The 26,456-nt window shown below is 72.4% G+C and carries 24 protein-coding genes; 13 read left to right on the top strand and 11 right to left on the bottom strand.

What is annotated here, in order from left to right; translation table 11 throughout:
* The first annotated feature begins 93 nt into the window (after positions 1-93).
* Positions 94-1,479, top strand: a complete 1,386-nt coding sequence (locus tag DY218_RS26595) for an aminotransferase class V-fold PLP-dependent enzyme (protein ID WP_128558670.1) — start codon at positions 94-96, stop codon at positions 1,477-1,479.
* Positions 1,480-1,487: 8 nt separating this feature from the next.
* On the opposite strand, the gene DY218_RS26600 is transcribed toward DY218_RS26595, so the two are convergent.
* The 7 genes from DY218_RS26600 to DY218_RS26630 all read right to left on the bottom strand — a co-directional run bounded on the left by DY218_RS26600 (position 1,488) and on the right by DY218_RS26630 (position 7,944).
* Entirely contained in the window at positions 1,488-2,639 is a 1,152-nt protein-coding gene (locus tag DY218_RS26600; protein ID WP_128558671.1) for a glycerate kinase family protein, read from the bottom strand.
* Between the two features lie 46 nt (positions 2,640-2,685).
* Positions 2,686-4,104 (bottom strand): SLC13 family permease, encoded by a 1,419-nt coding sequence (locus tag DY218_RS26605; protein ID WP_199566862.1) that lies wholly within the window; start codon positions 4,102-4,104, stop codon positions 2,686-2,688.
* A gap of 92 nt (positions 4,105-4,196) precedes the next feature.
* On the bottom strand, positions 4,197-4,865 hold the full coding sequence (locus DY218_RS26610) for a response regulator transcription factor (RefSeq protein WP_128558672.1): 669 nt from the start codon (positions 4,863-4,865) through the stop codon (positions 4,197-4,199).
* Between the two features lie 56 nt (positions 4,866-4,921).
* Entirely contained in the window at positions 4,922-6,400 is a 1,479-nt protein-coding gene (locus tag DY218_RS26615; protein WP_233521922.1) for a sensor histidine kinase, read from the bottom strand.
* Positions 6,363-6,668 carry a small secreted hydrophilic protein gene (locus tag DY218_RS26620; protein ID WP_128558673.1) on the bottom strand — a complete coding sequence of 102 codons (306 nt, stop codon included), beginning with the start codon at positions 6,666-6,668 and terminating at the stop codon, positions 6,363-6,365. The genes DY218_RS26615 and DY218_RS26620 overlap by 38 nt, the downstream gene beginning before the upstream one ends.
* Before the next feature lie 158 nt (positions 6,669-6,826).
* A complete protein-coding gene (locus DY218_RS26625; RefSeq protein ID WP_128558674.1) occupies positions 6,827-7,108 on the bottom strand; it encodes an Lrp/AsnC family transcriptional regulator in 282 nt (93 codons plus the stop codon).
* A complete protein-coding gene (locus DY218_RS26630; protein WP_128558675.1) occupies positions 7,105-7,944 on the bottom strand; it encodes a rhomboid family intramembrane serine protease in 840 nt (279 codons plus the stop codon). The genes DY218_RS26625 and DY218_RS26630 overlap by 4 nt, the downstream gene beginning before the upstream one ends.
* A gap of 209 nt (positions 7,945-8,153) precedes the next feature.
* On the opposite strand from DY218_RS26630, the gene DY218_RS26635 reads away from it, so the two are divergent.
* The 6 genes from DY218_RS26635 (at position 8,154) to DY218_RS26660 (ending at position 15,203) form a co-directional block, all read left to right on the top strand.
* The gene (locus tag DY218_RS26635; protein ID WP_128558676.1) at positions 8,154-8,393 is read left to right on the top strand and encodes a hypothetical protein; all 240 of its coding nucleotides are present in this window, start codon (positions 8,154-8,156) and stop codon (positions 8,391-8,393) included.
* A gap of 29 nt (positions 8,394-8,422) precedes the next feature.
* On the top strand, positions 8,423-9,784 hold the full coding sequence (locus DY218_RS26640; protein ID WP_128558677.1) for an NYN domain-containing protein: 1,362 nt from the start codon (positions 8,423-8,425) through the stop codon (positions 9,782-9,784).
* A 269-nt stretch (positions 9,785-10,053) separates the two neighbouring features.
* On the top strand, positions 10,054-11,082 hold the full coding sequence (locus DY218_RS26645; protein ID WP_128558678.1) for a C40 family peptidase: 1,029 nt from the start codon (positions 10,054-10,056) through the stop codon (positions 11,080-11,082).
* A gap of 305 nt (positions 11,083-11,387) precedes the next feature.
* On the top strand, positions 11,388-12,413 hold the full coding sequence (locus tag DY218_RS26650) for a C40 family peptidase (RefSeq protein WP_128558679.1): 1,026 nt from the start codon (positions 11,388-11,390) through the stop codon (positions 12,411-12,413).
* Between the two features lie 65 nt (positions 12,414-12,478).
* Positions 12,479-13,711: a hypothetical protein gene (locus DY218_RS26655; protein WP_128558680.1), complete on the top strand. Its 1,233-nt coding sequence runs from the start codon at positions 12,479-12,481 to the stop codon at positions 13,709-13,711.
* 349 nt (positions 13,712-14,060) lie between these two features.
* A complete protein-coding gene (locus DY218_RS26660; protein WP_128558681.1) occupies positions 14,061-15,203 on the top strand; it encodes a glycosyltransferase family 4 protein in 1,143 nt (380 codons plus the stop codon).
* Positions 15,204-15,268: 65 nt separating this feature from the next.
* Here the strand turns inward: DY218_RS26660 and DY218_RS26665 are convergent, their stop codons facing one another.
* Positions 15,269-17,062: an AMP-dependent synthetase/ligase gene (locus DY218_RS26665; protein ID WP_128558682.1), complete on the bottom strand. Its 1,794-nt coding sequence runs from the start codon at positions 17,060-17,062 to the stop codon at positions 15,269-15,271.
* A 306-nt stretch (positions 17,063-17,368) separates the two neighbouring features.
* Here DY218_RS26665 and DY218_RS26670 point away from each other — a divergent pair, with 306 nt between their 5' ends.
* The 6 genes from DY218_RS26670 to DY218_RS26695 all read left to right on the top strand — a co-directional run bounded on the left by DY218_RS26670 (position 17,369) and on the right by DY218_RS26695 (position 22,566).
* On the top strand, positions 17,369-18,136 hold the full coding sequence (locus DY218_RS26670) for a metallophosphoesterase family protein (protein ID WP_128558683.1): 768 nt from the start codon (positions 17,369-17,371) through the stop codon (positions 18,134-18,136).
* A 149-nt stretch (positions 18,137-18,285) separates the two neighbouring features.
* A complete protein-coding gene (locus DY218_RS26675) occupies positions 18,286-18,741 on the top strand; it encodes an SRPBCC family protein (protein ID WP_128558684.1) in 456 nt (151 codons plus the stop codon).
* 161 nt (positions 18,742-18,902) lie between these two features.
* Complete coding sequence (locus DY218_RS26680; protein ID WP_128558685.1) at positions 18,903-20,072, top strand: ArsA family ATPase; 1,170 nt, start codon at positions 18,903-18,905, stop codon at positions 20,070-20,072.
* 222 nt (positions 20,073-20,294) lie between these two features.
* Positions 20,295-20,720, top strand: coding sequence for a DUF5304 domain-containing protein (locus tag DY218_RS26685; protein WP_128558812.1), 426 nt, complete (start codon positions 20,295-20,297; stop codon positions 20,718-20,720).
* 55 nt (positions 20,721-20,775) lie between these two features.
* The gene (locus tag DY218_RS26690) at positions 20,776-21,717 is read left to right on the top strand and encodes an ROK family glucokinase (protein ID WP_128558686.1); all 942 of its coding nucleotides are present in this window, start codon (positions 20,776-20,778) and stop codon (positions 21,715-21,717) included.
* 54 nt (positions 21,718-21,771) lie between these two features.
* Positions 21,772-22,566 carry an endonuclease/exonuclease/phosphatase family protein gene (locus DY218_RS26695; protein ID WP_128558687.1) on the top strand — a complete coding sequence of 265 codons (795 nt, stop codon included), beginning with the start codon at positions 21,772-21,774 and terminating at the stop codon, positions 22,564-22,566.
* 27 nt (positions 22,567-22,593) lie between these two features.
* On the opposite strand, the gene DY218_RS26700 is transcribed toward DY218_RS26695, so the two are convergent.
* From DY218_RS26700 to DY218_RS26710, 3 genes are all read right to left on the bottom strand, one after another.
* A complete protein-coding gene (locus DY218_RS26700; protein WP_128558813.1) occupies positions 22,594-24,765 on the bottom strand; it encodes a terpene synthase family protein in 2,172 nt (723 codons plus the stop codon).
* Positions 24,766-24,890: 125 nt separating this feature from the next.
* Positions 24,891-25,595 carry a hypothetical protein gene (locus DY218_RS26705; RefSeq protein ID WP_128558688.1) on the bottom strand — a complete coding sequence of 235 codons (705 nt, stop codon included), beginning with the start codon at positions 25,593-25,595 and terminating at the stop codon, positions 24,891-24,893.
* The gene (locus tag DY218_RS26710) at positions 25,588-26,379 is read right to left on the bottom strand and encodes an alpha/beta hydrolase (protein WP_128558689.1); all 792 of its coding nucleotides are present in this window, start codon (positions 26,377-26,379) and stop codon (positions 25,588-25,590) included. Before DY218_RS26710 ends, DY218_RS26705 begins: the two co-directional genes overlap by 8 nt.
* Between the last annotated feature and the right edge of the window lie 77 nt (positions 26,380-26,456).

Consider the following 26,456-nt stretch of genomic DNA (forward strand, 5'->3'; position numbering starts at 1 on the left):
CTGCGCCGACGTGTGCCCCGTGCCCCGAGCCCAGTGCCAACGCACCCGCACCGCTCGCGCAGTGAATTCGCCTGCCTGTCACGGGAGTTCGCCATGTCTGCTGCCACCACTGTCACCGCCACCGCCGCCGCCGCCGACGCCGCCGCCTGTACGCCCCTCGAGGTGCTCGGCCGCGACGTCAGCGTCCCGCTCGTCACCGGCGGCGAAGTCACCTACGCCGCCCTGGACTACGCCGCGAGCGCCCCCGCCCTGCAGCGCGTCTGGGACGACGTCGCCGCCTACGCCCCGTACTACGGCAGCGTGCACCGCGGCGCCGGCTACCTCTCGCAGCTCTCCACCGACCTCTTCGAGAACAGCCGCCGCACCGTCGAGGAGTTCCTCGGCTGCCGCGCCGGCGACCAGGTCGTCTTCACCCGCTCCACCACCGACTCGCTGAACCTGCTCGCCGCCGCGCTCCCCGCCGACTGCCAGGTCTTCGTCTTCGAGACCGAGCACCACGCCTCCCTGCTGCCGTGGCGGGACGCCCGCGTCACCTACCTCAACGCCCCGCGTACGCCCGACGAGGCCGTCGCCACCCTGGAGCGCGCCCTCGCCCAGCGCGAGCCCCACGGTCCGGCCCTGGTCTGCGTCACCGGCGCCTCCAACGTGACCGGCGAGATCTGGCCCGTACGGGAGCTCGCCGCGGCCGCACACGCCCACGGCGCGCGGATCGTGCTCGACGCCGCGCAGCTGGCCCCGCACCACCCCGTCGACATCGCCGACCTGGACGTGGACTGGGTCGCCTTCTCCGGGCACAAGCTGTACGCCCCGTTCGGCGCCGGCGTGCTCGCCGGACGGTCCGACTGGCTGCAGGAGGCCGAGCCCTACCTGGCCGGCGGCGGCGCCTCGCGAGCCGTCTCCCGGCGCGAGGACGGCGGCGTCGACGTCGAGTGGCACACCACCGCCGCCCGCCACGAGGCCGGTTCGCCGAACGTCATCGGCGCATACTCCATCGCCTCCGCCTGCAAGGCGCTCACCGAGGCCGGCTTCGACCGACTCGTCGCCCGTGAGCAGGAGTTGATCGCCAAGCTGCGGGCCGGCCTCGCCGAGGTGTCCGAGGTGCGGGTGCTCTCCCTGTTCAGCGACGACGCCGCCCGGGTCGGGGTGCTCTCCTTCGTCGTCGACGGCTGGAACAGCTCGCACTTCGCCGCCGCGCTCTCCGCCGAGTACGGGATCGGCGTACGCGACGGACTGTTCTGCGCCCACCCGCTGGTGCGCACCCTGCTCGGCAGCGACCCGCAGGAGCAGGGCGAGTGCGGCGCCCCCGAGGCGGCACCCGGCCAGAAGTCGCTCAACGCGATCCGGGTGAGCTTCGGTGCCGGTACGCCCGACGAGCACGTGGACCGTTTCGTACGGGCCGTGGGCGAGCTGGTCCGCGACGGCGCGCGGTGGAACTACCGTACCGAGGACGGCCGTTGCGTCCCGGACACCAGCGCCTGACGCAGGCACTATGCGGCCAGCCGGGTGCCGAGGCTGATCATTCTGAGGGCGCGTTCGGTGGCGTCGGTGAGGAACTCGGCGCCCCGGCCGAGCGCCTCGTGCAGCGATACGGGCGCGGGCAGGATCGAGCTGTACGCGTCCACGCCGACCGCCTCGACGTGGTGCGCCCCCTCGCCGATGGTGCCCGCCAGGACCAGCACCGGGCGCCCGGACCGCTTGGCCCGCCGGGCCACCTCGGCGGGCACCTTGCCGCGCGGCGTCTGGTGGTCGAGGGCGCCCTCGGCGGTGAGTACGAGATCGGCACGGGCCAGCCGGGCGTCCAGGTCGAGATGGTCGAGGAGCACGTCGAAACGCGGGCGGAGCCGGGCGCCGAGTGCCGCGAGTCCCGCGCCGAGACCGCCGGAGGCGCCGGTCCCGGCACCCAGGCGCAGGTCCGTCCCCGTGGGCAGATCGCGGCCCAGTACGGCGGCCCAGTGCTCCAGGGCGGCCGACAGCTCCTCGACCCGGTCGGGGGACGCGCCCTTCTGCGGGCCGAAGACCCGGGCGACTCCGCGAGGGCCGCACAGCACGTTGTAGGGATTGCAGGCGACCTCGATCGCGGTGTCGGCCAGGCGCGGGTCGAGCCCGGCGGTGTCGATCCGGGACAGCGAGCTCAACCGGCTGCCGCCGTAAGGGAGTTCGCCGCCGTCCGCGGTGAGCAGCCGGGCGCCGAGGGCCTGCAGGGCGCCGGCGCCGCCGTCGGACGTACCCGAGTCGCCGCAGCCCACCAGGATGCGACGGGCGCCGGCGTCGAGAGCCGCGCGGATCAGCTCGCCCACGCCGTAGGTGGTGGTGGCGCCGGGGTCGCGCACTGCGCGCGGTACGAGGGCGAGTCCGGCCACCGCCGCCATCTCGACGACCGCGGTGTCCGCGTCGAGCAGCGCGAAGTGGCCGTTCACGGGCGTGCCGACCGGGCCGGTGGCCGAGAGCCCGACGAGTCGCCCACCGCTCGCGGCGGCCAGCGTCGCGGCCGTCCCCTCGCCACCGTCCACCAGCGGGATCAGATCGACCTCGGCGTCCGGGACCACCCGGCGGACCCCGTCGGCGATGGCAGCCGCGGCGGCCTGGGCGGAGAGCGACTCCTTGAAGCCGCTCGGGGCGACGGCGAATCGGGTCAGCATGCTCGGATTCCCTTCAGGGGGTGGGTACTTGGGGCAGCGGTGCGGGTCACGGGGTGAGTACGGGCACGCCGAGCAGCGGCCACACGGCGACGGCGAAGAGCAGCACAAGGGCGGCCGTGAGCGGCGCGAGCAGGGCGGACATCCGCAGCAGATCGCCGGGCGTGTAGGTGGGCGTGCCGGGGATCTCGGCGAAGAGCGTCACCGGCTTCGCGGAGGCGGGCAGTGTGTGGCAGAAGCCGGCCGCCGCGGTGGAGGCGAGCGCGGCGGCCACCGGATTCACCCCCGCGCCGATCGCGGCCGCCACCACCAGCGGCACCAGGACCGAGGACCGCGCCGAACGCGACTGCAGGACCAGATGTGCGGCCGTACTGACCGCGATCACGGCGGCGAGGAACATCCAGGGCGACAGCGAGTCGGGCAGATGCGACACCAGCCACTTCGCCGCACCGGACTCCGCGAGCGCCACACCCATCGCCATCGTCGCGGCCATGAAGAGCAACAGCGCCCAGGGCACGGTCTTCAGCGCGTCCTTGAGCCGTACGGTGCCGAGCGCGGGGGAGGCCGCCACGACCGCGCCGATCAGGGCGACCACCGCGGGCGGCACCTGGTGCAGCGGCTCGCTGCACCACAGGGCGACCACCGTGGCGAGGAGCAGCGCGCAGCGCGTCTCGTCCTGCGCGAGCGGCCCGGTGACCGGCCGGTCGCTGTGCTCCTGGATCTGCTGCGCGCTGATCGACACCGGGCCGCACCGGTCCGCGCGTCTCGTGGTCGTCAACAGCACCACTTCGGCAGCCAGATGGGACGAGGCCACCGCGAGCGGCAGCCCGAGCAGCAGCCACTGGGTGAAGCCGATCCGGTCGCCGGTCGCCTCCCACAGCACGGACACCGTGATGAGATGCGCGCCCGCGCCGATCAGCGTGGCGACCGCGGACAGCAGGATCACCGTCGGGAAGAGCAGGGCCAGCATCACCACCAGGCGCCCGCGGCCGGCCAGCACCTTCGCGAGGGCCAGGAAGACCGGCAGGGCGAGCGCGGCACGGCCCGAAGTCGCCGGTACGGCAAAGGCGGTGACGACCAGCGCCGCGGTCGTCAGATGGGTGAGCTGACGTACCGTACGCGCCCCGCTCACCAGGAAGGCCGCCGCCCGGCCCGCGAGCCCGGTGCGGGCCACCGCGGCGGCGAGCACGAAGGCGCAGATCAGCAGCCACACCGTCTCGTCGCCCAGGGTGCCGAAGAGGGTCTCGCTGCTGATCACCCCGGTCGTGGTCAGGGCGAGCCCGGCGCCGAGCGCGATGTAGGTGTCGTCGATCGGAGTGGCGATCCAGGCGCAGGTGGCGAGGGTGAAGACGCCCAGGGTGAGCCGCGCCTGGCCGCTCAGCTCCGGGAAGTTCCCCGGTACGAGGAGGAGCGCGCAGATGCTGAGGGCCACACAGAGGGTTGCCGTCTGCCGGAGATTCAGTGTCACGTACGGCAGTCTTCGGGCCGGCCGTGAGTGCCGAATGAGGCCTTCATGAAGGGAAGTTCACCGAGCGGATCGCCCGGCTGGAGCGGGGCCGGTCAGTCTCCGGCCGGCAGTCGGTAACCCATACCGCGCACCGTCTCCAGCCGCTCCGCACCGAGCTTCTTGCGCAGCGCCCGTACGTAGACGTCCACGATGTTGGATCCGGGGTCGAAGTCGTAGCCCCAGACATGGGACAGGATCTGCTCGCGGGACAGCACCTGTCCCGGATGGCGCAGAAACAGCTCGAGCAGTACGAACTCGCGGGCCGTGAGGTCGACGAGCCGGTCGCCGGCGCGCGCCCTGCGGGTCCGCAGATCGAGCGTCAGGGGACCGTTGCGCAGCACGGTCACCTCCGGCGCGCGGGCCGCGGTGCGCAGCCTGAGCCGCACCCGGGCGAGCAGCTCCTCGAAGCGGAAGGGCTTGGTCATCCAGTCGTCGGCGCCGCCCTCCAGGCCGGCCACCGTGTCCCGTACGGAGTCGCGGGCGGTCAGCACGATCACCGGGACGGTCACCCGGGCCTCGCGCAGCTGCCGGAGCACCGTGAAGCCGTCCCGGCCGGGCAGGCCGATGTCGAGCACCATCAGGTCGAAGCCGCCGGTGACCGCATAGTCGTACGCCTCGTCGCCGTCGCCGACGACCGTGGTGGTGAAGCCGTTGGCGCGCAGGCCCTTCTCGACGAAGGAGGCGATGCGTTCCTCGTCCTCCACGATCAGGATGCGGTGCACTGTTCGTCTCCTCTCTCGGGCGCCGGCCCCATCGAGCTGTTCAAGTCGGCTTGTTCTCAAGGCCGTTCGGCCGTCTCCGGACGCTCCGGCAGGTCCAGGGCGAAGGTGGCGCCGCCGCCCTCGGTGGTGCGCAGCCCCACCCGGCCGCGGTGGCTCTCGGCGATCGCGCGGACGATGGACAGGCCGAGGCCCGCACCGGTGCCGCCGCGCACGCCACGGCGTGCGGTGCCGCGGCGGAACCGCTCGAAGATCACGTCCATGTCCTGCGGCTGCACCCCCGGCCCGGTGTCCGCCACATACAGCTCGATCCGGTCGGCCGCGGCGCGCGAGCCGATCCGGACGGTCTGCCCCTGGGTGGTGTGCTGCACCGCGTTCTGCGCGAGCTGCACCACGGCCTGGGTGATGCGCTGGGCGTCGACACGTATCTCGCGGTCGGCCACCTCGGCCAGCTGCCAGTCGCGGTCGCCGAGCGCCCTGGCCTTGACGAAGACGTCCGCGGTGAGTTCGGCGAGCTGTACGGGCCCGGGGGTGACGAAGTCGGGCCGCTCGGCCTTGGCGAGCAGCAGCAGGTCCTCGACGATGCGGCTCATCCGGTCCAGCTCGTCGGTGACCAGGCGTACCGTCTCCTCGCGTTCGGCGGGATCGTCGCCCATCAGCTCCAGGTGCCCGCGCACGATGGTGATCGGCGTGCGCAGTTCGTGGCCCGCGTCGTCGACGAACTCGCGCTGGGCGGCGAAGGCCCGCTCGAGCCGGTCCAGCATGCCGTTGAAGGTCTCCGTGAGGGCCGCGATGTCGTCCTTGCCCTGCACCGGGATCCGCCGGGTCAGGTCCTGTTCGGTGAGCTGGGCGGCGGCGGTACGGACCAGGCGTACGGGCTTGAGGATGCGGCCGGCGACGACCCAGCCGATACCGGTGGTCATCAGGAGCGCCACCCCTGATATCGCGAGCAGGATCCGGAACACCTCGTCGGCCTTGTCCTGTTCGCGCCCGGGGTGGAAGGCGACGACGAAGGCGGCCTCGGGGTCGCCGCCGTGCCGGGCCACCTCGACCTTGGCCCAGCGGATCTCGCCCTCGGGGCGGTGCAGGGTGCCGGTGGGGTCGGCGGAGGCGAAGATCGCACGGCGGGCCGGTGCGTCCTTGTGCAGCGGGAGCGGGGCCGGTATCTCCCGCTGCTGCACGAGCTTGGCCGGATCGCGTCCGGTCCGGGCGACCAGGCCCATCAACTCCTCGTCGGAGTCGGCGTACTGCCGCTGCAGGAAGAGGCGGAGCAACCGGTCCGGGTCGGTGAACCGCCGCCCGGTCTCGGGGTCGAGGCCCTGCCGCTCGAAGTTGGTGAACTCGCTCGCCTCCTGGGCGAGCAGCCGGGCCACCCGGTGGTCGGCGTCGCGCAGCAGGATCGACCGGGTGGTGGTGGCGACCGCCGCGAGCGCGACGGTCATCACGAGGAGCAGCCAGAGCAGGATGCGGACGCGGGCGGAGAGACGGCGGGGCACGGAGTCAGCCGTCGTCCCTGTCGCCGTGGTCGTCGTCGTCATCATCGGGGGAGGAGTCGCCGCCGGTCCTGTCGTCATCGTCGTCGGCCGAGGGCTCGTCGGTCACCGGGGGCGGGGAGACGACCTCGTCGCTGGGGGTCGGGCCCTCGGTGGTCGGCTTCGCGGGGCCGGAGGGCGATTCCTCGAGTTCCACCTTGGGCGGCACCTTGGGTGTCTCGGGGCTGTCGGTGAGGGCGTAGCTCGTGGCGGCGATGCCGAGGGGGATCGCCACGACGGCGGCGAGTGCCGCGATGCGATGCGAGAAGGCCATGGCGGCAAGACTGCGGCGGGAAACCGAGAGCCCGGATGAGCCGCGGATGAAGACTTCTTCATCCGCGGCGCAGGAGTCCCGCGGCGAAGGACCGTCCTCAGGAGTCGATGACCGTCCTCGGGAGTTCGGGGACCGTCCTCAGGAGTCGGGGTCCGTCCTCAGGAGTCGAGGCCGATCGCGAAGGCCGCCTCCAGATCGTGCTGTGAGTACGTACGGAACGCCACGTGGGTGTCGGTTCCCTCGACACCGGCGATCTTGCTGATCCGGCCGGGGATCACTTCGGCCAGGTCGTCGTGGTTCGGGACCCGCACCATGGCGATCAGGTCGTAGGTGCCGGTCACCGAGAACACCTCGCTGACGTTGTCCAGCGAGGCGATCGACTCGGCGATCTCGGGGATCCGGTCCACGCTGGTCTTGATGAGCACGATCGCGGTGATCACGGCTGACTGTCTCCCTCGGTCGCCACGGCTTGCCGCTTCACCTTAGCTCTCCTGCCGGCTCTCCGGCCCGGGCCGCCGACGGGTCCGTCCGTCCTCGGGCAGCGGACCCAGGCGTAGAGGAAGCCGAGTCCGAAGCCGAGCAGATGCGCGAGATACGCCACACCGGGGCCGCTGGTGTGGCGCTGCGCGGCCAGCCACTGCAGCAGCGCCCAGAACGGCAGCACGAGCCAGGCGGGAAAGCGCAGCGGCAGGAAGAAGAGGAACGGGAAGAGGCTGGTCACCCGGGCGCTGGGGAAGAGCCACAGGAACGCCCCGAGCACCGCGGAGATCGCCCCCGAGGCACCGACCAGGGTCTCCCGCGAACCCGCGTCGGCGATCGCGAACCCGAGCAGCGCGAGACCACCGCTGACCAGGTAGAACACGGCGAACCGCAGATGGCCGAAGCGCTCCTCGACCATCGCACCGAAGACGTACAGGAAAAGCAGATTGCCCAGCAGGTGCACCCAGCTGCCGTGCACGAAGAGCGCGGTGAGCGGGGTCACCGCCGCGCGCACCGAGCCGCCGAGCAGCTCCGCGGGGATCACACCCCAGCGCTCGAAATGGGCGCGCTGCGCGGCGGCGAGCTCGTCGCCGGTGCCGTACACGGGATTGAAGCCGGAGACCGGGGAGAGCAGGAAGACCGCGCAGCAGGCGGCCATCAGCGCGTACGTCACCGTGGGGCCGTGCCCGCGCAGGAGTCCGCCGAGTGCCGTGCGGGCGGTGTTCCCCTCCGCGTTGCGGGCCCTGTCCTTTCCGGTGTCCTCGTGCCGTACGCGCCTGCCCCGCCTGCCGTTCATGGGACAGATCCTGACGTAACGGGAGTGATGGGGGCGCCGCGCCTCGCCGGGGCGGGTCGCGGCCGCGCCGAGGTCGTGGTGGAGCGGGCCACGGGGCGTTCCGGCAGGCCGTAGGGTTGAAAGGACTCCGCGGGCTTCGGGGAGTGCAGAAGACACCGAAGGGCACGCGCCGGGTGCGGCCGTGCATGCGAGAAAGGCGTACCGCCACGATGACGGTTCCCCAGCCGACCGCCGAAACCCGCTGGCGCTGCGCGCTCTGCGGCAATCTCACGCGTTTCGACGTGACCCGTTCGTCGAAGGTTGTGGAGTACGTACATCTCGACCTGGCCGGTGAGCCCAAGGTCGAGGAGCGCGAGGTGGTCAGTGAGACCATCGAGTCGGTGCGCTGCCGCTGGTGCAACGCGGAGAACCAGGTGGAACTCGTGGACAGGCCGGGCGCGGGCTCCTGAGAGGGCCGGCCACAGTAGTGGGGTGACGGATGGTGGAGGCGTCGAACGGTGCCGAGCCGGCCGACGCGGCCGGTGAGGCGGCCGAGTCGCTCGACCGCCCACTGCCCGAGGGCGTGCGCCGCCGCGTCGTGGGCATCGTCTCCGACGGCTTCGGCGGTCTCACCGTGTCCGAACTCCCCGCCCAGCTGCGGCAGTACGCCCGTTTCACCCCGAATCGCCGGCTGAAGTTCGCGGGCAATGCGATGGCCGCGGCCGTCGAGAGCGACGCCCTGTTCCGCCAGCGCATCGGCGAGCGGTTCAAGGAGTCGCAGGCCGAGCTGGCCGCCGCCCTCGAGTCCGGCACTCCACCGCCCGCCGCCGATCCGCTGGACGTGGCGGCCGCGGCGTACGTGCTGCGGCCGACCGGCTGGGTCAAGCTGGTGGCCGCCGCGGGCGAGGAGGCCCAGCGGGCCGACGCCGAGCGGGCCGAGGACGAGACCAGGGCCGAACTGCAGCGGCTGCGCGCCGAGCTGGCCGAGGCGCGGGCGGCCGCCAAGGCGGACACCGAGCGGCTGCGCGGCGATCTGGACGCCGCCCGCAAAGAGGCCGAGTCCCTGCACCGCAAGCTGCGCGCCGCGCACAGCGACATCAAGCGCGGCGAGGCGGCCCTGCGTAAGGCGGCCGCCGAGACCGAAGCGGTACGGACCGAGGGTCAGGCCCGGCTGTCGGCCGCGGAGAGCGAGGGCCGGCGGCTCAAGGCCCGGCTCGGCGAGGCGGAGGCGGCGCTGGAGGCGAGCCGCAAGGCGGTGCGCGAGGGCCGCTCCATGGAGGACATGCGGGTCCGTCTGCTGCTCGACACGGTGCTCGAGGCCTCCCAGGGGCTGCGCCGCGAACTGGCCCTGCCGCCGGTCTCGGTGCGGCCCGCCGAGACGGTGGACGCCGTGGAGCCGGGCCGGATGACCCCCAAGGACATCGCCGCCCGCGCCCTGTCGGAGAACGACCCGGCGATCCTGGACCAGTTGCTCGCGCTGCCCCAGGCGCATCTGGTCGTCGACGGCTACAACGTCACCAAGACCGGCTATCCGACCATGCCCCTGGAGAAGCAGCGGCTGCGGCTGCTCGGCAGCCTGTCCGGCCTCGCGGCCCAGACGGGCGCGGAGGTCACCTGTGTCTTCGACGGCGCCGAACTGGCCGCGCCCGTGCTGCTCGCGCCGCCGCGCGGGGTGCGGGTGCTGTTCTCCAAACCGGGCGTCACCGCGGACGAGTTGATCCGGCAGCTGGTGCGGGCCGAGCCTCCCGGCCGTCCGGTGACGGTGGTCTCCACCGACCGGGAGGTCGCCGACGGGATCGCGCGCGCCGGGGCGCGACCGGTCGCCTCCGCGGTGCTCCTGAAGCGGCTTTCGCGGAACTAACGGGGAGTTGGGTAACTCCTGTGGCGTATGCCCGATTTGGTGGGCATGGTGGGGGACGTAGCGTCAAGCGGCCGTCACTGCTTGTGGGTTGTGAGTAAAGAATGCTCGCGTGGGGCGAGATTTTCCCTGTGAGGATTTGAACGATCACAAGTCCATCACTAAGGTCGGCTCGAACCTCCGCTCGGTTGATCACCCATCCGGGGTGTCGGTGGAGGGCCCGCCCGCCGGGTCTTTCGGTAGGCGGCTGGAGGAAGAAGGAGCTCGCCTTCGTGGCGTCCCACCGTCGACCCAAGCAGCCGAGCCGCACCCGTGTGACCGTGCTCACCGCTACCGCCGCCGCTGCCGTGGCCATCACGGCCCAGTCCGCCCACGCGGACCCGAAGCCGAGCAAGAAGGAAGTCAAGGCCAAGGTCGACAAGCTCTACGAGCAGGCCGAGAAGGCCACCGAGCAGTACAACGGGGCCAAGGAGACGCAGGAGCAGCTCGAGGAGAGCATCGACGAGCTCCAGGACAAGGTCGCCCGCGGCCAGAGCGACCTCAACGACCTGCGGGCGGGCCTCGGTTCGCTGGCCAGCGCCCAGTACCGCTCCGGCGGCATCGACCCCTCGGTGCAGCTCTTCCTGTCCTCCGACCCGGACTCGTATCTCGACAAGGCTTCCGCCCTCGACCAGTTGACGGGCAAGCAGGCCGAGGCGCTCAAGAAGATCCAGTCGAAGCAGCGCACGCTCGCGCAGCAGCGCAAGGAAGCCTCCGACAAGCTCGGCGACCTGGCGGACACCCGCAAGGAACTCGGCAAGAAGAAGAAGCAGGTCCAGGGCAAGCTGTCCGCCGCTCAGCGACTGCTCAACTCCCTGACCGCCGAAGAGCGTCAGGCGCTCGCCGACCAGGAGACCCGGGCCAGCCGGGACAGCGCGGACCGCGCCGACCTCGGCAACGAGAAGCCCGCCTCCAACCGGGGCGCCGCCGCGCTCAACATAGCCAAGGGCAAGATCGGTTCGCCGTACGTCTACGGCGCCACCGGCCCCGGCTCCTTCGACTGCTCCGGGCTCACCCAGTGGTCGTTCGCGCAGGCCGGCGTGTCCATCCCGCGCATCTCGCAGGACCAGGCCAACGCCGGTACCCGGATCTCCTCGCAGAGCGACCTCAAGCCCGGCGACCTGGTGATCTTCTACAGCGATCTGCACCACGTCGGCTTCTACGCGGGCAACGGCCAGGTGCTGCACGCCCCGAAGCCCGGCGCCTCGGTGCGCTACGAGTCGGTCAACAACATGCCGTACATGTTCGGCGTGCGTATCTGACGTCCCGGATGCGGGCCGCGTCCGGCGGCCCGCACCGTGAACTGGACGCTCTCCGGCGCCGGTTCGGCCCTCCCGGTGCCCGGCGCACCGTCCACCGCGCAAGCCGCCGCGATGCCCTCCGAACGGGCGAATTCGCCGCTCGCGCGTCAACCCCCGCGCCCCGCCTGCCACCTGCGTGGACGGCGGGGCTCCGGCGTTCCCGCCCGGCGCGGCCCGGCCCCGCCGTCCGCACCGCCCGGCTACTGTCTGCCGCTGATCGCCCCCCGACCGGCGGGGGACCTGTCAGGGGAAGGGAGCGGCCACCCGTGGCGTTCCACCGTCGTCCCGCGCAGCAACGCGGCCTCGACCGCAGTACCCGCATCACCGTCGTCTCCACGGCGGCCGCCACCGTCGCGGCCGCCTTCGGCGCCGTACCCGCGACCGCCGAGCCGGACGGCGGGGCCGACGCCACCAAGGCGAAGGTCGACCGCCTGCACACCGAGGCCGAGCGGGCCACCGAGGCGTACAACAAGGCCGACGAGCGGGCCGACGGACTGCGCGGCCGGGTGAGCCGGCTGCAGGACCGGGTGGCGAAGGGCCAGGCCAGGATCAACACCATGCGGGGCGCGCTCGGTTCACTGGCCGGAGCGCAGTACCGGACCGGCGGCATCGACCCCTCGCTCGCGCTGCTGCTCTCCGACGACCCCGACACCTACCTCGACAAGTCCGCCACCCTGGACCGGATCAGCCTCCGGCAGGCCGGTGAACTCACCGAACTCCAGCGCGCCCAGCGCGCACTCGCCCAGGAGCGCGCCGAGGCCGAGCGCGTGCTCGCCGAGCTGGTGAAGGCACGGGCGTCCGTGGCCCGCCACAAGCGCAGCGTGAAGAGCAAGCTCGCCCGCGCGCAGCGGCTCCTGAACTCGCTGCCCGCGGCGGAGCGCGCCGCCTACGAGGACGGCGCGGGCGCCGACGGCGAGCTGACGGGACTCTCGGGTGCCGCGGCGTCCCCGCGCGCGGCCGCGGCCCTGGCGGCGGCCAGGCAGGCGGTCGGCCGCCCGTACGTCTGGGGCGCCAACGGCCCCTCCGGCTTCGACTGTTCGGGCCTGACCCAGTGGGCTTACGCACAGGCCGGGGTCAGTCTGCCGCGGACCTCGCAGGCACAGCGGTACGCCGGGCGCCAGGTCCCGCTCGGCCAGGCACAGCCCGGCGACCTGGTCGCCTATCGGGACGACGCCAGCCACATCGGTATGTACGTGGGCGACGGACAGGTCGTGCACGCTCCGCATCCGGGAGCTTCGGTGCGTTACGACCCCGTCGGCATGATGCCCGTGTCGTCGGTCACCCGGGTCTGACCCGGACCCCGGCCCGGCCCGAGCGGGGCGGCGCCCGCCCGCCGCGACCTCGTACGATCGATACGGTGGCGGGCCGACGAGGGAGCAGACGTGCGGCGGCGGGGCTGTGCCTCGCCGCGCTGCTCGGCGCTGCCTCCTGCCAGGCGCCGGCGGACACCGACGCCGCCGACGAGACCCGCGCCGAGGTGCAGTCGCTGCTCGACCGCCGTGCCGAGGCCGTGGTCGACCGGGACGCGCGCGCCTATCGGGCCACCGGGGTGCCGGGCGCGGCCGGGGACGACGAGTTCGACCGGCTCGGCCAGGTGCCGGTCAGCTCCTGGACGTACCGCCTGACGGATCTCGAGGCGTCCGGCGCGCGCGCCACCGCCGGGGTGCGGCTCAGCTTCCGGATCGGCGGCTACGACCGTGCGCCCGTCACGGTGGAGCGCACCGTCCGCCTCGACCGCCGCGCGGACCACTGGTACGTGGCCGACGAGCGGGCCGGGAAGGACGCGGGGGAGCAGCTCTGGGAGCAGGGCGAGGTGGTCTCCGTGACCGGACGGCACAGCCTGGTGCTCGGGGTCGGCAGATCCCGCGCGAAGCTGCGCGAGTACGCCGACCTCGCGGACCGTGCGGTGCCCGCCGTGCAGGACGCCTGGGGGCGCGACTGGCCGGGCCGGGTCGTGGTGCTCGTACCGAAGTCGCTCGACGACATGGGGGACCTGCTCGGGGCGCCGGCCGCCGGATACCAGGGGATCGCCGCGGTCACCACGGGGGAGACGGGCGGGTCCGGGAAGGCTCCGGCCGACCGCGTCGTGCTCAATCCGGACGCCTTCGACGTGCTCGGCGCCTTCGGCCGGCAGGTCGTCCTCACCCACGAGACGACCCATGTGGCCACCCGCACGGCGACCACGGACACCACCCCGCTCTGGCTCTCGGAGGGCCTCGCCGACTGGGTCGGCTACCGCGGCTCCGGACGCGGCGCGGCACAGGCCGCACCCGGGATGCGCGCCGCCGTCGAGCGCGGCGAGCTGCCGGACGCGCTCCCCGCCGACGACGACTTCGGCTTCGACGACGACCCCGACGCGCTGGCCAGGGCCTACGAGGGCGGCTGGCTCGCCTGCCGCATGATCGCCGAGCGCTGGGGCGAGGACGAGCTGCTCGCCTTCTACCGCGCGGTCGGCGACAGCGGCGCGGGAAGCAAGCGGTCCGCCACGGAGCAGGCCTTGCGTGAAGTCCTGGACACCACACCCCAGGACTTCACCACCCGCTGGCGCGAGTATCTGCGGGGGCAGCTCGGCCAGGGGTCGTCTCCCTGACCGGCGGGGACCTGCGGGGCCTACGAGGCCTGGCACGCTTCGCAGCCTCCGGCCGGGGGCGCCGTGGGGCCGGGGAGCCCGGGGAGGCGTTCCCCGGGCTCGGGGGACCCGCAGGTAGTCGCGCCCGGGGACACGTCCCGGCCGGAGGCCGGGGGCGCCGTGGCCTGATCCGGGAGGGTCTGGGCACCGGGTGCCCTCCTCCAGTCTCTGGCCGGGGGAGGGTACGAACCTGGGGCCAAGCCCAGCCGGAGGGCCGTGGGCGCCGCGGCCTGGTCCGCGAGGATCGGGGAGGCGCACCCCGGGGGCATCGGAAACCCCGGCGGCCAGGCGTTCGGTACTGTCGGCGGCGATGCACAAGACCCTGATCGTCACCAACGACTTCCCGCCCCGGCCCGGCGGCATCCAGGCCTTCCTGCACAACATGGCGCTGCGCCTGGACCCCGCCCGGATCGTCGTCTACGCCTCCACCTGGAAGCGCGGCCGCGAGGGCGCCGAGGCGACCGCGGCCTTCGACGCCGAACAGCCCTTCACCGTCGTACGCGACCGCACCACCATGCTGCTGCCGACCCCGCGGGTCACCCGGCGGGCCACCGCGCTGCTGCGGGAACACGGCTGTACGTCGGTGTGGTTCGGGGCCGCCGCCCCGCTCGGCCTGATGGCACCGGCGCTGCGCCGGGCCGGTGCCGAGCGCCTGGTCGCGACCACCCACGGCCACGAGGCGGGCTGGGCCCAGCTGCCCGTGGCCCGCCAACTCCTGCGCCGGATCGGCGAGTCGACCGACACGATCACCTACCTCGGCGAGTACACCCGGTCCCGTATCGCCGCCGCGCTGACCCCCGAGGCCGCGGCCCGGATGGTGCAACTGCCGCCCGGCGTCGACGAGAAGACCTTCCACCCCGGCTCCGGCGGTGACGCGGTCCGGGCCCGGCTCGGGCTCACCGACCGGCCCGTGGTGGTGTGCGTCTCCCGGCTCGTACCGCGCAAGGGACAGGACACCCTGATCAGGGCGATGCCCAGGATCCTCGCCGCGGTCCCCGACGCCGTCCTGCTCGTGGTGGGCGGCGGCCCGTACGAGAGCGAACTGCGCAAGCTGGCCGCGGAGCTCTCGGTGGCGGGCTCGGTGCGTTTCACCGGGGCCGTGCCGTGGGCCGAACTGCCCGCGCACTACGGGGCGGGGGACGTCTTCGCGATGCCCTGCCGTACGCGGCGCGGCGGACTCGATGTCGAAGGGCTCGGGATCGTGTATCTGGAGGCCTCGGCGACCGGACTGCCGGTCGTCGCGGGTGACTCGGGTGGCGCGCCGGACGCCGTGCTCGACGGCGAGACGGGCTGGGTGGTGCGCGGCACCGAGCCGGCCGAGTCGGCCGAGCGGATCGTGAGCCTGCTCGAGGACCCGGAGCTGCGGCGGCGGATGGGCGAGCGCGGGCGTGCCTGGGTCGAGGAGAAGTGGCGCTGGGACCTGCTCGCGGAGGAGCTCAAGGGGCTGCTGTAGCCCCGGACACGCGTGCGTGCCCCGTCGCCGGACGGGGCACGCACGCGTCGTACCCGGTCCTGTGGTCAGGCCCGGTAGATCGCCTCGATCTCGTCCGCGTAGTCCTTGGCGACCACATTGCGCTTGAGCTTCAGGGACGGGGTCAGATGGCCCGACTCCTCCGTGAACTGGGCTGCCAGGACACGGAACTTGCGCACCGACTCGGCCTTGGAGACGGCCGCGTTCCCGTCGTCGACGGCGGTCTGTACCGTCGCGAGCAGGTCCGCGTCCTGGTGCAGCTCCGCCGCCGTACGGCCGGACTTGCCGTGCTCCTCGGCCCAGCGGCCGAGGAATTCGTCGTCCAGGGTGACCAGGGCGCCGACGAAGGGGCGGCCGTCGCCGACCACCATGCACTCGGCCACCAGGGCGTGCGCGCGGATCCGGTCCTCGATCACCGCGGGTGCCACGTTCTTGCCGCCCGCAGTGACGATGATCTCCTTCTTCCGGCCGGTGATCGCGAGATAGCCGTCCGCGTCGAGGGTGCCGATGTCACCGGTGTGGAACCAGCCGTCGGCGAGCGCCTCGGCGGTCGCCTCCTCGTTGTTCCAGTACCCGGCGAACAGGTGCTCGCCGTGCAGCAGCACCTCGCCGTCGTCGGCGATCCGTACCACCGAACCGGGCAGCGGCTGACCGACCGTGCCGATCTTCTGCCGGTCCCAGGGGTTGAACGCGGTCGCGGCGCAGGACTCGGTCAGTCCGTAGCCCTCCAGGACCGTGAAGCCGATGCCGCGGAAGAAGTGCCCGAGCCGCTCGCCGAGCGGGGCACCGCCGGAGATCGCGTACTCGCCGCGGCCGCCGAGCACCGCGCGCAGCTTCGAGTACACGAGCTTGTCGAACGTCTTGTACTTGATCTTGAGGCCGAGCGACGGGCCGGACGGGGAGTCCAGGGCGCGGCTGTACGCGATCGCGGTGTCCGCGGCCTTGTCGAAGATCTTGCCCTTGCCGTCCGCCTGCGCCTTGGCGCGCGCCGAGTTGTAGACCTTCTCGAAGACCCGGGGCACTCCGAGGATCAGGGTCGGCCGGAAGGACGCCAGCTCGTCGGTGAGGTTCTTGATGTCCGGTACGTGGCCGAGCTTGATCGGAGCCATCATCGGCGCGACCTGCACGAGGCGGCCGAAGACGTGGGCCAGCGGCAGGAAGAGCAGCACCGAGCACTCACCGGTGCGGAACAGCGGCCGCAGCCGCTCCACCACGTTCCCGCACTCCGCGAAGAAGCTGCGGTGGGTGAGCACACAGCCCTTGGGGCGGCCGGTGGTGCCGGAGGTGTAGACGATGGTCGCCGGGTCGTCGGCGCAGGCCACCGAGGAGCGCTCGTCGACCGCCTCGTCGCTGAGGTCCGCGCCGATGCGCCCCAGCTCCTCGATGCCGCCGCGCTCGATCTGCCAGACGTTCCCGAGCGCCGGCAGCCGGTCGCGCACCGACTCGACGGCCGCGGCGTGCGCGTCCAGTTCGACCAGGCAGGCCACGGCACCCGAGTCACCGAGGATCCACTGGATCTGCTCCGGGGAGCTCGTCTCGTACACCGGCACGGTGATCGCGCCGGCGCTCCAGATCGCGAAGTCCAGGAGCGTCCACTCGTATCTCGTGCGCGACATCAGGCCGACCCGGTCGCCCGCCTGGACCCCGGAGGCGATCAGACCCTTCGCGGCGGCGCGGACCTCGGCGAGGAAGACCTTCGCCGAGATGTCCTGCCAGGTGCCGGCGACCTTGCGGCCGATCACGGCGACATCCGGATGCTGTGCGGCGTTGCGGCGCACGATGTCGGTCAGATTGCCGTCCGCAGGGACCTCGTACAGGGCCGGAAGGCTGAACTCGCGCAAGACTGCTGCTCCTCATAGGGCGCCGGCGCCACGACACTGTGTGATGCGACGGAGCGGTCCAAGATCTGGCAGGTGCTCGGGCTCATCGAGGCCGAGGGCACTGCGAGGAGGGCCGAGCACGACTGGACTGCCCGGACGTTACCCACCGGTACCGCGTTTTCGATAGGGGGGTCCGACCAGATGTTCCGTGTGTCACACGCCCTGGCGCTCCTTTGCGCAGACTAGTCCCCTTCGTCTGCGACTCGGAAGTAACCGCAGGTCCAGGGCCCTCTACCTGGGGAGCGGCAAGCGTCCTAGGGTGACGGCATGCGGGTCCATGTGGTGAGCGACGTACACGGGAACGCCCGGGACCTGGCCCGGGCCGGCGATGGCGCGGACGCGCTGGTCTGCCTCGGCGACCTGGTGCTTTTCCTGGACTACGCCGACCACTCGCGCGGCATCTTCCCCGACCTGTTCGGCGCCGAGAACGCGGACCGGCTCGTCGAACTGCGCACCGCCCGCCGCTTCGAGGAGGCCCGCGCCTTCGGCGCCGAGCTCTGGGGGACGATCGAGTCGGACCGTGCGGCCGCCATCGAGCGGGCCGTCCGCAAGCAGTACGCCGAACTCTTCGCCGTCTTCCCGACTCCGACGTACGCCACCTACGGCAACGTCGACATCCCGGGCCTGTGGAGCGAGTACGCCGAGGAGGGCACCACCGTCCTGGACGGCGAGCGGGTCGAGATCGGCGGCCTGGTCTTCGGCTTCGTCGGCGGCGGACTGCGCACTCCGATGCGCACTCCGTACGAGATCGGTGACGAGGAGTACGCGGCCAAGATCGAGGCGATCGGCGAGGTCGACGTGCTCTGCACGCACATCCCGCCGGAGGTGCCGGAGCTGGTCTACGACACCGTGGCCCGCCGTTTCGAACGCGGCAGCAAGGCCCTGCTCGAGGCCATCCACCGGACCCGACCGCGCTATTCGCTCTTCGGGCACGTGCACCAACCCCTGGTACGGCGGATGCGGGTGGGAGCGACCGAGTGCGTGAATGTCGGACACTTCGCCTCGGCGGGCAGGCCGTGGGCGCTGGAGTGGTGACGAGGCCACGGCCCGTGGGCGGCGCACACCGCCGCGGCCGCAGCCGGTAGCCTTCACCGCGGCGGATCCCGCAGGCAGGACCTAGCGTCCCGGCCGAGGCCCACGCCATCCATCCACCCCCGCAGGACCGCACTGGAGGAGCCACGGCGATGGCGGAACACACCAGCTCGAGCATCACGATCGAGGCGGCGCCGGCCGATGTCATGGGAGTGATCGCCGACTTCGCCCGCTATCCCGACTGGACCGGCGAAGTGAAGGAGGCCGAGGTACTGGCCTCCGACGACCAGGGCAGGGCCGAGCAGGTCCGCCTGGTGATGGACGCCGGGGCGATCAAGGACGACCAGACCCTGGCGTACACCTGGACCGGGGACAACGAGGTCAGCTGGACCCTGGTGAAGTCCCAGATGCTCCGCGCCCTCGAAGGCTCCTACCGGCTCGCGCCCGCGGGCGAGGGCACCGAGGTGACCTACCGGCTCACCGTCGACGTGAAGATCCCGATGCTCGGCATGATCAAGCGCAAGGCCGAAAAGGTCATTATCGACCGCGCGTTGGCGGGTCTGAAGACCCGTGTGGAATCGAAGCCGGGGTCGTCGGACACCCTTTGAGGATCCTTAAGGACCCTCAGGGCGAGTCCTGGTCCGCTAGGACGTGTCCTGTCCCGCCCGGCGTTCGAGGGCATCTTTCAGCCTGTCCGGCCCTTGACGACAAGGGCCGCCGGGCCCGGGCCCGGCGGCCACCCGGCTACAGGAGTTGACGACAGAACCGCATGCGCACCCTCCTCCTCACAGGCCCCGCCGGCGCCGGCCGCACCACCGTCGCCGCAGCAACCGCCCGAACGGCCGCCCGCAGCGGCACCCGCACCCTGCTGCTCTCCGCGGACCGCGCAGACACCCCGGGCGCAGCCCTGAACGCAACCACCGGCCCGGAGACCGCGGAGGCGGCGGAACGCCTCGACGTCCGCCGCGTCGACCCGGCGGCCGGCTTCCGCACCGAACTCCTCGCCCTGCAGCACCGCGCGGGCCCCGCCCTCGACACCTTCGGCGCCCGCCGCCTGGACGAGGAGGAACTCACCGAGCTGCCGGGCGCCGAGGAGTTCGCCCTGCTCGGCGCGCTGCGCGAAGCCGCCGCGGGACCGTACGAGCTGATCGTCGTGGACCTGCCGCCGGCCGACCGCGCCCTCGAACTGCTCGCACTGCCCGAGCGCCTGCGCCGCTATCTGGAGCGCGTACTTCCGCAGGAGCGGCAGGCCGCCCGCGCGCTGCGCCCCGTGCTCGCCCAGCTCGCCGGTGTGCCGATGCCCGCGCAGTGGCTGTTCGGCGCCGCCGCTCGCTGGGACGAGCACCTCGCGGAGCTGCAGGCACTGATCGAGGCGCCCGACACCGACGTACGCCTGGTCGCCGAGCCGGGTCCGGCCGGCACCGAAGCGATACGCAGCGCCACCCTCGGTCTGGCCCTGCACGGACTCGCGGTGGAGTCCCTGGTGGCGAACCGCACCGTGCCCCAGGACTCGGCCGACCCCTGGGTCGCATCGCTCGCCGCCCAGCAGGCCAAGGCACTCGCCGAGTGGGAGGCGGCCGGCGGGCCCGCCGTGCACCGCGCCCCGCACCTGGGCCACGATCCGCACGGCGCCGACGACCTCGCGGCGCTCGGCCTGCCCGCCCCCGCAGCGCCCCGCTCCGTGGACCTGCGCATCGACGACCGGCTCGCCGACGACGGCGTACTGGTCTGGCACATCCCGCTGCCCGGCGCCGTACGCGAGGACCTCGACCTGGTCCGCAGGGGCGACGAACTCCTCGTCACCGCAGGCCGGTTCCGGCGGATCCTCGCCCTGCCCGCGGCCCTGCGCCGCTGCACCGTGGCGGGCGCGGGGCTGCGCGAGGGAGAGCTCCGCGTCCGGTTCGCCCCCGACCCGGACCTGTGGCCGCGCGGCACCTGACGCGGCGACCGCTCGGCACCCGGACCGCGGCGGCCGCAAGGCGCCCGGATCCGGGCATGTGCAGGACGTGAACGGGGTACGGCCGTTCGGGTAACGTCGAGTGGTACCAGCGGTTCGCCGACCCGTACCAGCGCTTCGCAGACCGTACGCGGTCGTGCCCCGCCCCAGAGCCCGCAGGAGCCCGTCATGAGTGACACCGAGCTCCCCCCTAGCCCCGACGGCATGGGTGGCGCCCGCAACGTTCCCGACCCGCGTGAGGCCGTCGACGACGACGCGTGGGCCAAGGCCTGTGCCGAGGACCTGGCCGCCGAGCAGGCCCGGCGCCGGCAGGAGTACGGCACACCGCCCGGGTCCGCCGCCGAGGAGCTGCGCAAGCTCGTCGACGCGGTCGCCGACAAGCTCGGCGGAGTACAGGGTCCGCTCGCCGGATTCGCCGCACAGGGCGCCGTGCAGCAGTTCATCGACCAGGCCAAGGCGGCGGTGGAACCGGTCATCGAGCGCAATCCGGATGTCTTCGACCATCTTGCCGCGGCCGGGTCCGAACTCCTCGCCGCCTACCGGTCGGCGGTGGAGAGCCACGAACGCCGCTGGACCGACGGCCCCGAGGACAACGGCCCTTCAACAAATGAACACATCGATCTGGACTGAGAGCCTCCTCGGTTAAGGTGGGCGCAGCGGGGCACGACCGAAAACTGAGGGACTAATGGGACTCACCATCGGCGTCGACATCGGCGGTACGAAGATCGCGGCAGGAGTGGTCGACGAGGAGGGCGCCATCCTCGACACCCACACCGTGCCGACACCGCCGACCGCCGAAGGCATCGTCGACGCGATCTGCGCCGCCGTCGCGGCGGCCGGCGAGGGCCAGGACATCGAGGCCGTCGGCATCGGCGCCGCGGGCTATGTGGACGACAAGCGCGCCACCGTGCTCTTCGCGCCCAACATCGACTGGCGTCACGAGCCGCTGAAGGACAAGGTCGAGCAGCGCGTCGGCATGCCGGTCGTCGTGGAGAACGACGCCAATGCGGCCGCCTGGGGCGAGTACCGCTTCGGCGCGGGCCAGGGCCACGACGACGTCATCTGCATCACGCTCGGCACCGGCCTCGGCGGCGGCATCATCATCGGCAACAAGCTGCGCCGCGGACGCTTCGGCGTGGCCGCCGAGTTCGGCCACATCAGGGTGGTGCCGGACGGACTGCTGTGCGGCTGCGGCAGCCAGGGCTGCTGGGAGCAGTACGCATCGGGCCGCGCGCTGCTGCGATACGCCCGGCAGCGCGCTCAAGCGACGCCGCAGGAAGCCGAGTTGCTGCTCTCGCTCGGCGACGGCTCGCCGGACGGGATCCAGGGCAAGCACGTCTCGGCCGCGGCCCGCGACGGCGACCCGGTGGCCATCGACTCGTTCCGCGAGCTGGCCCGCTGGGCCGGCGCCGGACTCGCCGACCTGGCCTCGCTGTTCGACCCGTCCGCCTTCATCGTGGGCGGCGGCGTATCGGACGAGGGCGATCTGGTGCTCGACCCGATCCGCAAATCGTTCCGCCGCTGGCTGATCGGCGGCGCCTGGCGCCCGCACGCCCAGGTGCTCGCGGCCCAACTGGGCAACCGCGCAGGCCTGGTGGGCGCCGCGGACCTGGCCCGACAGGGCTGACCTCAGGGGGGTACCTCCACGAAGATCGGGGAGGTACCCCCTAGCCTGATCCCCGTGCCTCCCGAAACCCGTGCAGAGCAGCTCCCCGACTCCCGTACGGAAGCAGAACAGCTCCCCGACTCCCGTACGGAACAGGACGGTTCGGCCGTCATCCGTGTGCTCAGCTACAACATCCGCTCGATGCGCGACGACACCGCCGCGCTGGCCCGGGTGATCGCGGGCTGCTCGCCCGATCTCGTACTCGTCCAGGAGGCGCCGCGGTTCTTCCGCTGGCGCAAGCATCTCGCGCGGCTCGCCAAGGCGTCCGGTCTGGTCACGCTCGCCGGCGGCGCCACCGCCTCGGGGCCGGCGCTGCTCTGTTCGCTGCGCGCCACCGTCGAGCGCACCGAGGACGTGCTTCTGCCGCTCACTCCCGGACTGCACCGGCGCGGCTTCTCCACCGCGGTGGTGCGTTTCGGCGGCGCCCGGATCGGCGTGGTCAGCTGCCATCTCTCGCTGCAGAAGGACGAGCGGTACGCACAGGGCGGGATGCTCCTCGACCGGCTCGCGGCCCTCGGTGTGCCGCACGCCGTCGCGGGCGGCGACATCAACGAGCGTCCGAACGGCCGCACTTTCCGGCGCCTGGCCGGGCAGCTGCAGGACTGCTGGACGGTACGGCCGTGGGGCGCCGAGTACACCTCGACACCCCACGACCCGCACCAGCGCATCGACGCCGTCTTCGCCACCCCCGGGATCGAGGTGCTCGGCTGCGGAGTGCCCCTCGGTCTGCCCGGTGTGGCCGCCGCCGATCTGACGGCGGCCACCGACCACCTGCCGGTGCTGGCCGCGCTGCGGGTACCGGCAGGCTGAACCGCTTGCCGCTGCCGGCCGGATCAGCTATCCGGCGGTCAGCGCCCCGATCCGCGCCGCCTGCGTACCGATCCCGCGCGGCCCCTCGAGGCGCCAGGGCGCCCCGCCGGTGCCCTGGCGCAGGTCCTCCTCCCGGTAGCGGCGGCAGCCGCGGTGCCAGGTGAGGATGCCCGCCATCCAGTTCTCCAGCTCGTGCACATGCGCGTCCAGGACGGCCACGGTCTCCTCGTCCAGCTCGAAGTCCTCGTACAGAACCGGGAGTTCGTACTGTGCGACATGCTGGAACTGCCGCATCCGGGAGTTCATCAGATCGGCGACGACCTCCGTCGCCGTGGCACGGTCCATCGCGAAGAAGTTCTGCACGACGAGCACCGCATTGTGCACCTCGCCCTCGTACTCGATCTCCTTCTGGTACGAGAACAGGTCGTTGAGCAGGGCCGCGTAGTCCTGTGCCGAGCGCTCCAGGGACCGCAGCGGGCCACTGTCGTAGATCGCGTCCGGGACCAGGCCGCCGTGCTGCAGGCGGGCCAGCCACATCGTCATGTCGGAGCCGAAGGTGAAGCGGCGCATCTCGATGTAGTCGACCGGGTCGGGGATCCGGTGCGCGGCCTGATTGGCCAGCTCCCAGAGCCAGCTCGCGGTCATCTCCTCCACGGACCGGCGGAACGTGGCACGGTCGCCCGGCCGCAGCGGCCCGGCGGTACGCGCCCACAGATCGGCGAGGCCGCGCTCCAGGGCATTGACCGGCTCAGGCACCGGCTCGCCGTCGAGCGGCATGAACAGCGACAGACGTTCGTTCGCCGCCCGGGCACCCGCCAGGTCCCGCCCGTGACCGTGCACCACCGGAAACCAGTCGTCCCCGTACGTCCCCCAGGTCAGCCAGTGCGAGGCCAGATCGAGGGCCTCCGGTGTGGCGTCCGGATGCAGACCCGCGGCGCACAGCGGGAAGTCGAAGCCGGCGAGCCTGCGCTGGTCCCAGATGTCCGAGTGGGGCATACCGGGCTGCGCACGCAGCATGCCCATCCGCTCGCCCCAGTCCACGCACCGCAGCCGCGCGCCCGCCAGATGCGGGCTCAGGGTGGTGCGGAACGGCATCTCGAACTCGGGCAGTTCGCCCGGCCCGACCCGCTGGTACGGGATGTGACCGTGTCGGCGCAGCCGTGCCGCCTCGGAGCGCGGCGTCAGCCGGATCCCGCCCGCGGATCCTGCGGACTCGTTCATGTACCGGCTGGAGCGCAGATGCCATTCGTGGCCGCCCGACTGCCAGTCCTGCAGTCCTTTCACATACGCGGCGACCGCGGCCGCCTCCGCCACATCGAGCCCCGACTCGGCGCACAGCGGCCCGAGTTCGGCGACGGCGGTGTGCTCGAACTGCTGCAGCCGGGAGGTGAGCAGATCGTTCACGGACTCCGCGGCCTGCTGTGTGGAACAGCCGAGGAAGCGCTCCATGACAAGGACGCCATTGCTGTTCTCACCCTCCTCCTCGACCTCGCGCTGGTACGAGAAGAGGTCGTTGCGCAGATGCACCGCGTCGCTGAAGGCGTCCCGCAGTACGCGCAACGGCCGGGCCCCGGCGAGCTGTTCGGGTACCTCCGCCCGGGCCGCGTACTCCACGAGGCCCGCCGACCACGGGGCGCCGCCGACCTTGCGGCGCATCTCGATGTACTCGACCGGGTTGGCGATCCGGCCCTCGTTGATGTTGGACAGCTCCCACAGCGATTCGCGCAGCAGATTCTCGGTGGCCTCGGCGAAGCGTGTCCGCCAGGCGCCGGACATCGCCGGCACCGTACGGGCCCACAGATCCGCCAGACCGGCCTCGACCGGGTTCGTCGGCTCGGGCGTACCGACCGCGGGATCGGCCGGCATGAACGCCGCAAGCCGGTCCAGATAGCGCTTCGCGCCCGCGCGGTCCTGGGTCCGCTTGAAGAGTTCCAGGAAGTGGTCGTCGAAGAAGAAGACCCACACGTACCAGTCGGTGACCAGGGACAGGGTCTCGGCGTCGCAGTCGGGATGGGTGTACGCGCACAGGAGGGCGTAGTCGTGCGCCTCCAGATCGCGTTCGTCCCAGATGCCGGAGCCCTCCAGCATCTCCATACGGCGGGCCCAGGACCGGGTGTGCCGCCGGGCGGACTCGACATGGGGATTCAGGCGTGCCGGATACGGGACGTAGAAATCCGGGAGCTCGAAGGGCTGCGCCATGCGCACCAGGCCTTTCACGGTGGCGGGAGGGTCGAATACGGCCCAGCCCTACCCCTCGCCCGTACGGCCCATCCTGACCTGCGAATAGTCACACCGGTGCCGCAGCCAAGACCCGCTCGCCGGCCTCAGACCACCGCGCCGCGCCCCGGGTCCTCGTCCTCCTCGTCGTCGTCGCTCATCCGCATGACGAGGGTCGCGAAGCCGCCGAGGAAGCCGCCGATGCTGAGCGTGGCCAGCCACCAAGTCATCGGCCAGGACAGCAGGATCGCGACGAGCAGCAGCAGCGGGCCGCCGATGACGGCCAGCCAGGCGAACCGCGCCGTGGTGTCCGCGCTGGGCAGCGGCGGCGGCTCGGGCGGTACGAAGTGTCCCTCGTCGTCGGCCTCGGCCTCCGGGTCGTCCTTGGCGGGCTCGCGCGGGCTGTAGTCGCGCGGTCCGACGCCGGGTGCGAAGGCGATCGAGCCGCCGACCGGACCGCCGGAGCGGCCCTCGCCCCGCTCGCGGTCCCGGCCCGAGTCCTCGGTGTCCGGCTCGGGCCCGGCCGGTGCGTCCTTGCCCGTGGCCTCCGCGACCAGGCCCGCGAGGTCCTCGACCGACTTGAAGGGCTTGGCACCGGGCGGGTCCGGTGGCTCGTCGCCGTATCCCGCGACGATCTCGGCCCAGACCTCGTCCTCGTCGAGGCGGCGCGGGGCCTCCTCGGGCTGTGCGTCGGCGCTCTGGGGCGGGCCGCCCGCCGTCTCGGGCACCAGGGCCTCGCCCTGGGCCGCCGCGTCCTCGGGGCCGTCCTTCTCCTCGCGGCTCCGGTCGCGGTCCGCGTCGTGCTCAGTCACCGGTCGAGGCCCCTTCCTTGTCCGCTTCCGTGTCCGCGCTCGTGGCGAGCCGGGTGAGGAAGGCGTGGCTGTCCTCGAAGATCCGGTCCGCGTCGTGGTCCAACGTCGCGACATGGAAGCTCTGTTCCAACAGGGTCTCGGTGACGTCCGTGGAGGAGACCCGGCTCAGCACGCGCGCGGAGTCGGCGGGCGGCACCACATGGTCCTGCGGGCTGTGCAGGAGCAGCAGCGGCTGGGTCACCTGGGGAAGCTCGGAGTCGACGATCCGGAAGAAGCGGCGCAGCGAGTGGGCGGCGTGCAGCGGCACCCGGTCGTACCCGATCTCGACGCCGTGCTCCTTGGCGATGTCGCTGGTGAGGCCCTTGGTCGTACGGATGAAGTGCCGGGCCACGGGCAGGGCGTGGGCGGCGAGTCCGTGCACCTTGTTCGCCGGATTGACCACCACCACGCCCCGGACCGCGTGGCCGTGCTTGGCGGCGAGCCGCAGCGCGAGGGCGCCGCCCATGGAGAGGCCGAAGACGAACACCTGCGCACAGCGGTCGAGGAGTGCCCGCAGCTCGCGGTCCACCTCCGCGTACCAGTCCTGCCAGCCGGTGATCTGCAGGTCCTGCCAGCGGGTGCCGTGCCCCGGGAGCAGCGGCAGCGAGACGGTCAGGCCGCGCTCGGCCAAGTACTCGGCCCAGGGGCGCATCGACTGGGGCGAGCCGGTGAAGCCGTGACAGAGGAGCACGCCGACCTCGCCGCCGTCGTGGCGGTACGGCTCGGCTCCGGGGAGGACCGGCACCTTCGGTCTCCTGTTCGTGAAGAGGGGCGGGGTGCCCCGCGGGGGAGCGCACTGCGGAGGCGTACTTCACCGTACGC

The organism is Streptomyces triticagri (genome assembly GCF_003429565.1).
Taxonomy (GTDB): Bacteria; Actinomycetota; Actinomycetes; order Streptomycetales; family Streptomycetaceae; genus Streptomyces; species Streptomyces triticagri.

Bases quoted from the DNA above. Each gene is read 5' to 3' on its own strand.
- DY218_RS26670 (WP_128558683.1), top strand. From the start codon at position 17,369: ATGCGGGTCCATGTGGTGAGCGACGTACACGGGAACGCCCGGGACCTG.
- DY218_RS26700 (WP_128558813.1), bottom strand. From the start codon at position 24,765: ATGGCGCAGCCCTTCGAGCTCCCGGATTTCTACGTCCCGTATCCGGCA.
- DY218_RS26680 (WP_128558685.1), top strand. From the start codon at position 18,903: ATGCGCACCCTCCTCCTCACAGGCCCCGCCGGCGCCGGCCGCACCACC.
- DY218_RS26595 (WP_128558670.1), top strand. From the start codon at position 94: ATGTCTGCTGCCACCACTGTCACCGCCACCGCCGCCGCCGCCGACGCC.
- DY218_RS26690 (WP_128558686.1), top strand. From the start codon at position 20,776: ATGGGACTCACCATCGGCGTCGACATCGGCGGTACGAAGATCGCGGCA.
- DY218_RS26615 (WP_233521922.1), bottom strand. From the start codon at position 6,400: ATGACGACGACGACCACGGCGACAGGGACGACGGCTGACTCCGTGCCC.
- DY218_RS26600 (WP_128558671.1), bottom strand. From the start codon at position 2,639: ATGCTGACCCGATTCGCCGTCGCCCCGAGCGGCTTCAAGGAGTCGCTC.
- DY218_RS26675 (WP_128558684.1), top strand. From the start codon at position 18,286: ATGGCGGAACACACCAGCTCGAGCATCACGATCGAGGCGGCGCCGGCC.
- DY218_RS26660 (WP_128558681.1), top strand. From the start codon at position 14,061: ATGCACAAGACCCTGATCGTCACCAACGACTTCCCGCCCCGGCCCGGC.
- DY218_RS26630 (WP_128558675.1), bottom strand. From the start codon at position 7,944: ATGAACGGCAGGCGGGGCAGGCGCGTACGGCACGAGGACACCGGAAAG.
- DY218_RS26685 (WP_128558812.1), top strand. From the start codon at position 20,295: ATGGGTGGCGCCCGCAACGTTCCCGACCCGCGTGAGGCCGTCGACGAC.
- DY218_RS26640 (WP_128558677.1), top strand. From the start codon at position 8,423: ATGGTGGAGGCGTCGAACGGTGCCGAGCCGGCCGACGCGGCCGGTGAG.
- DY218_RS26635 (WP_128558676.1), top strand. From the start codon at position 8,154: ATGACGGTTCCCCAGCCGACCGCCGAAACCCGCTGGCGCTGCGCGCTC.
- DY218_RS26620 (WP_128558673.1), bottom strand. From the start codon at position 6,668: ATGGCCTTCTCGCATCGCATCGCGGCACTCGCCGCCGTCGTGGCGATC.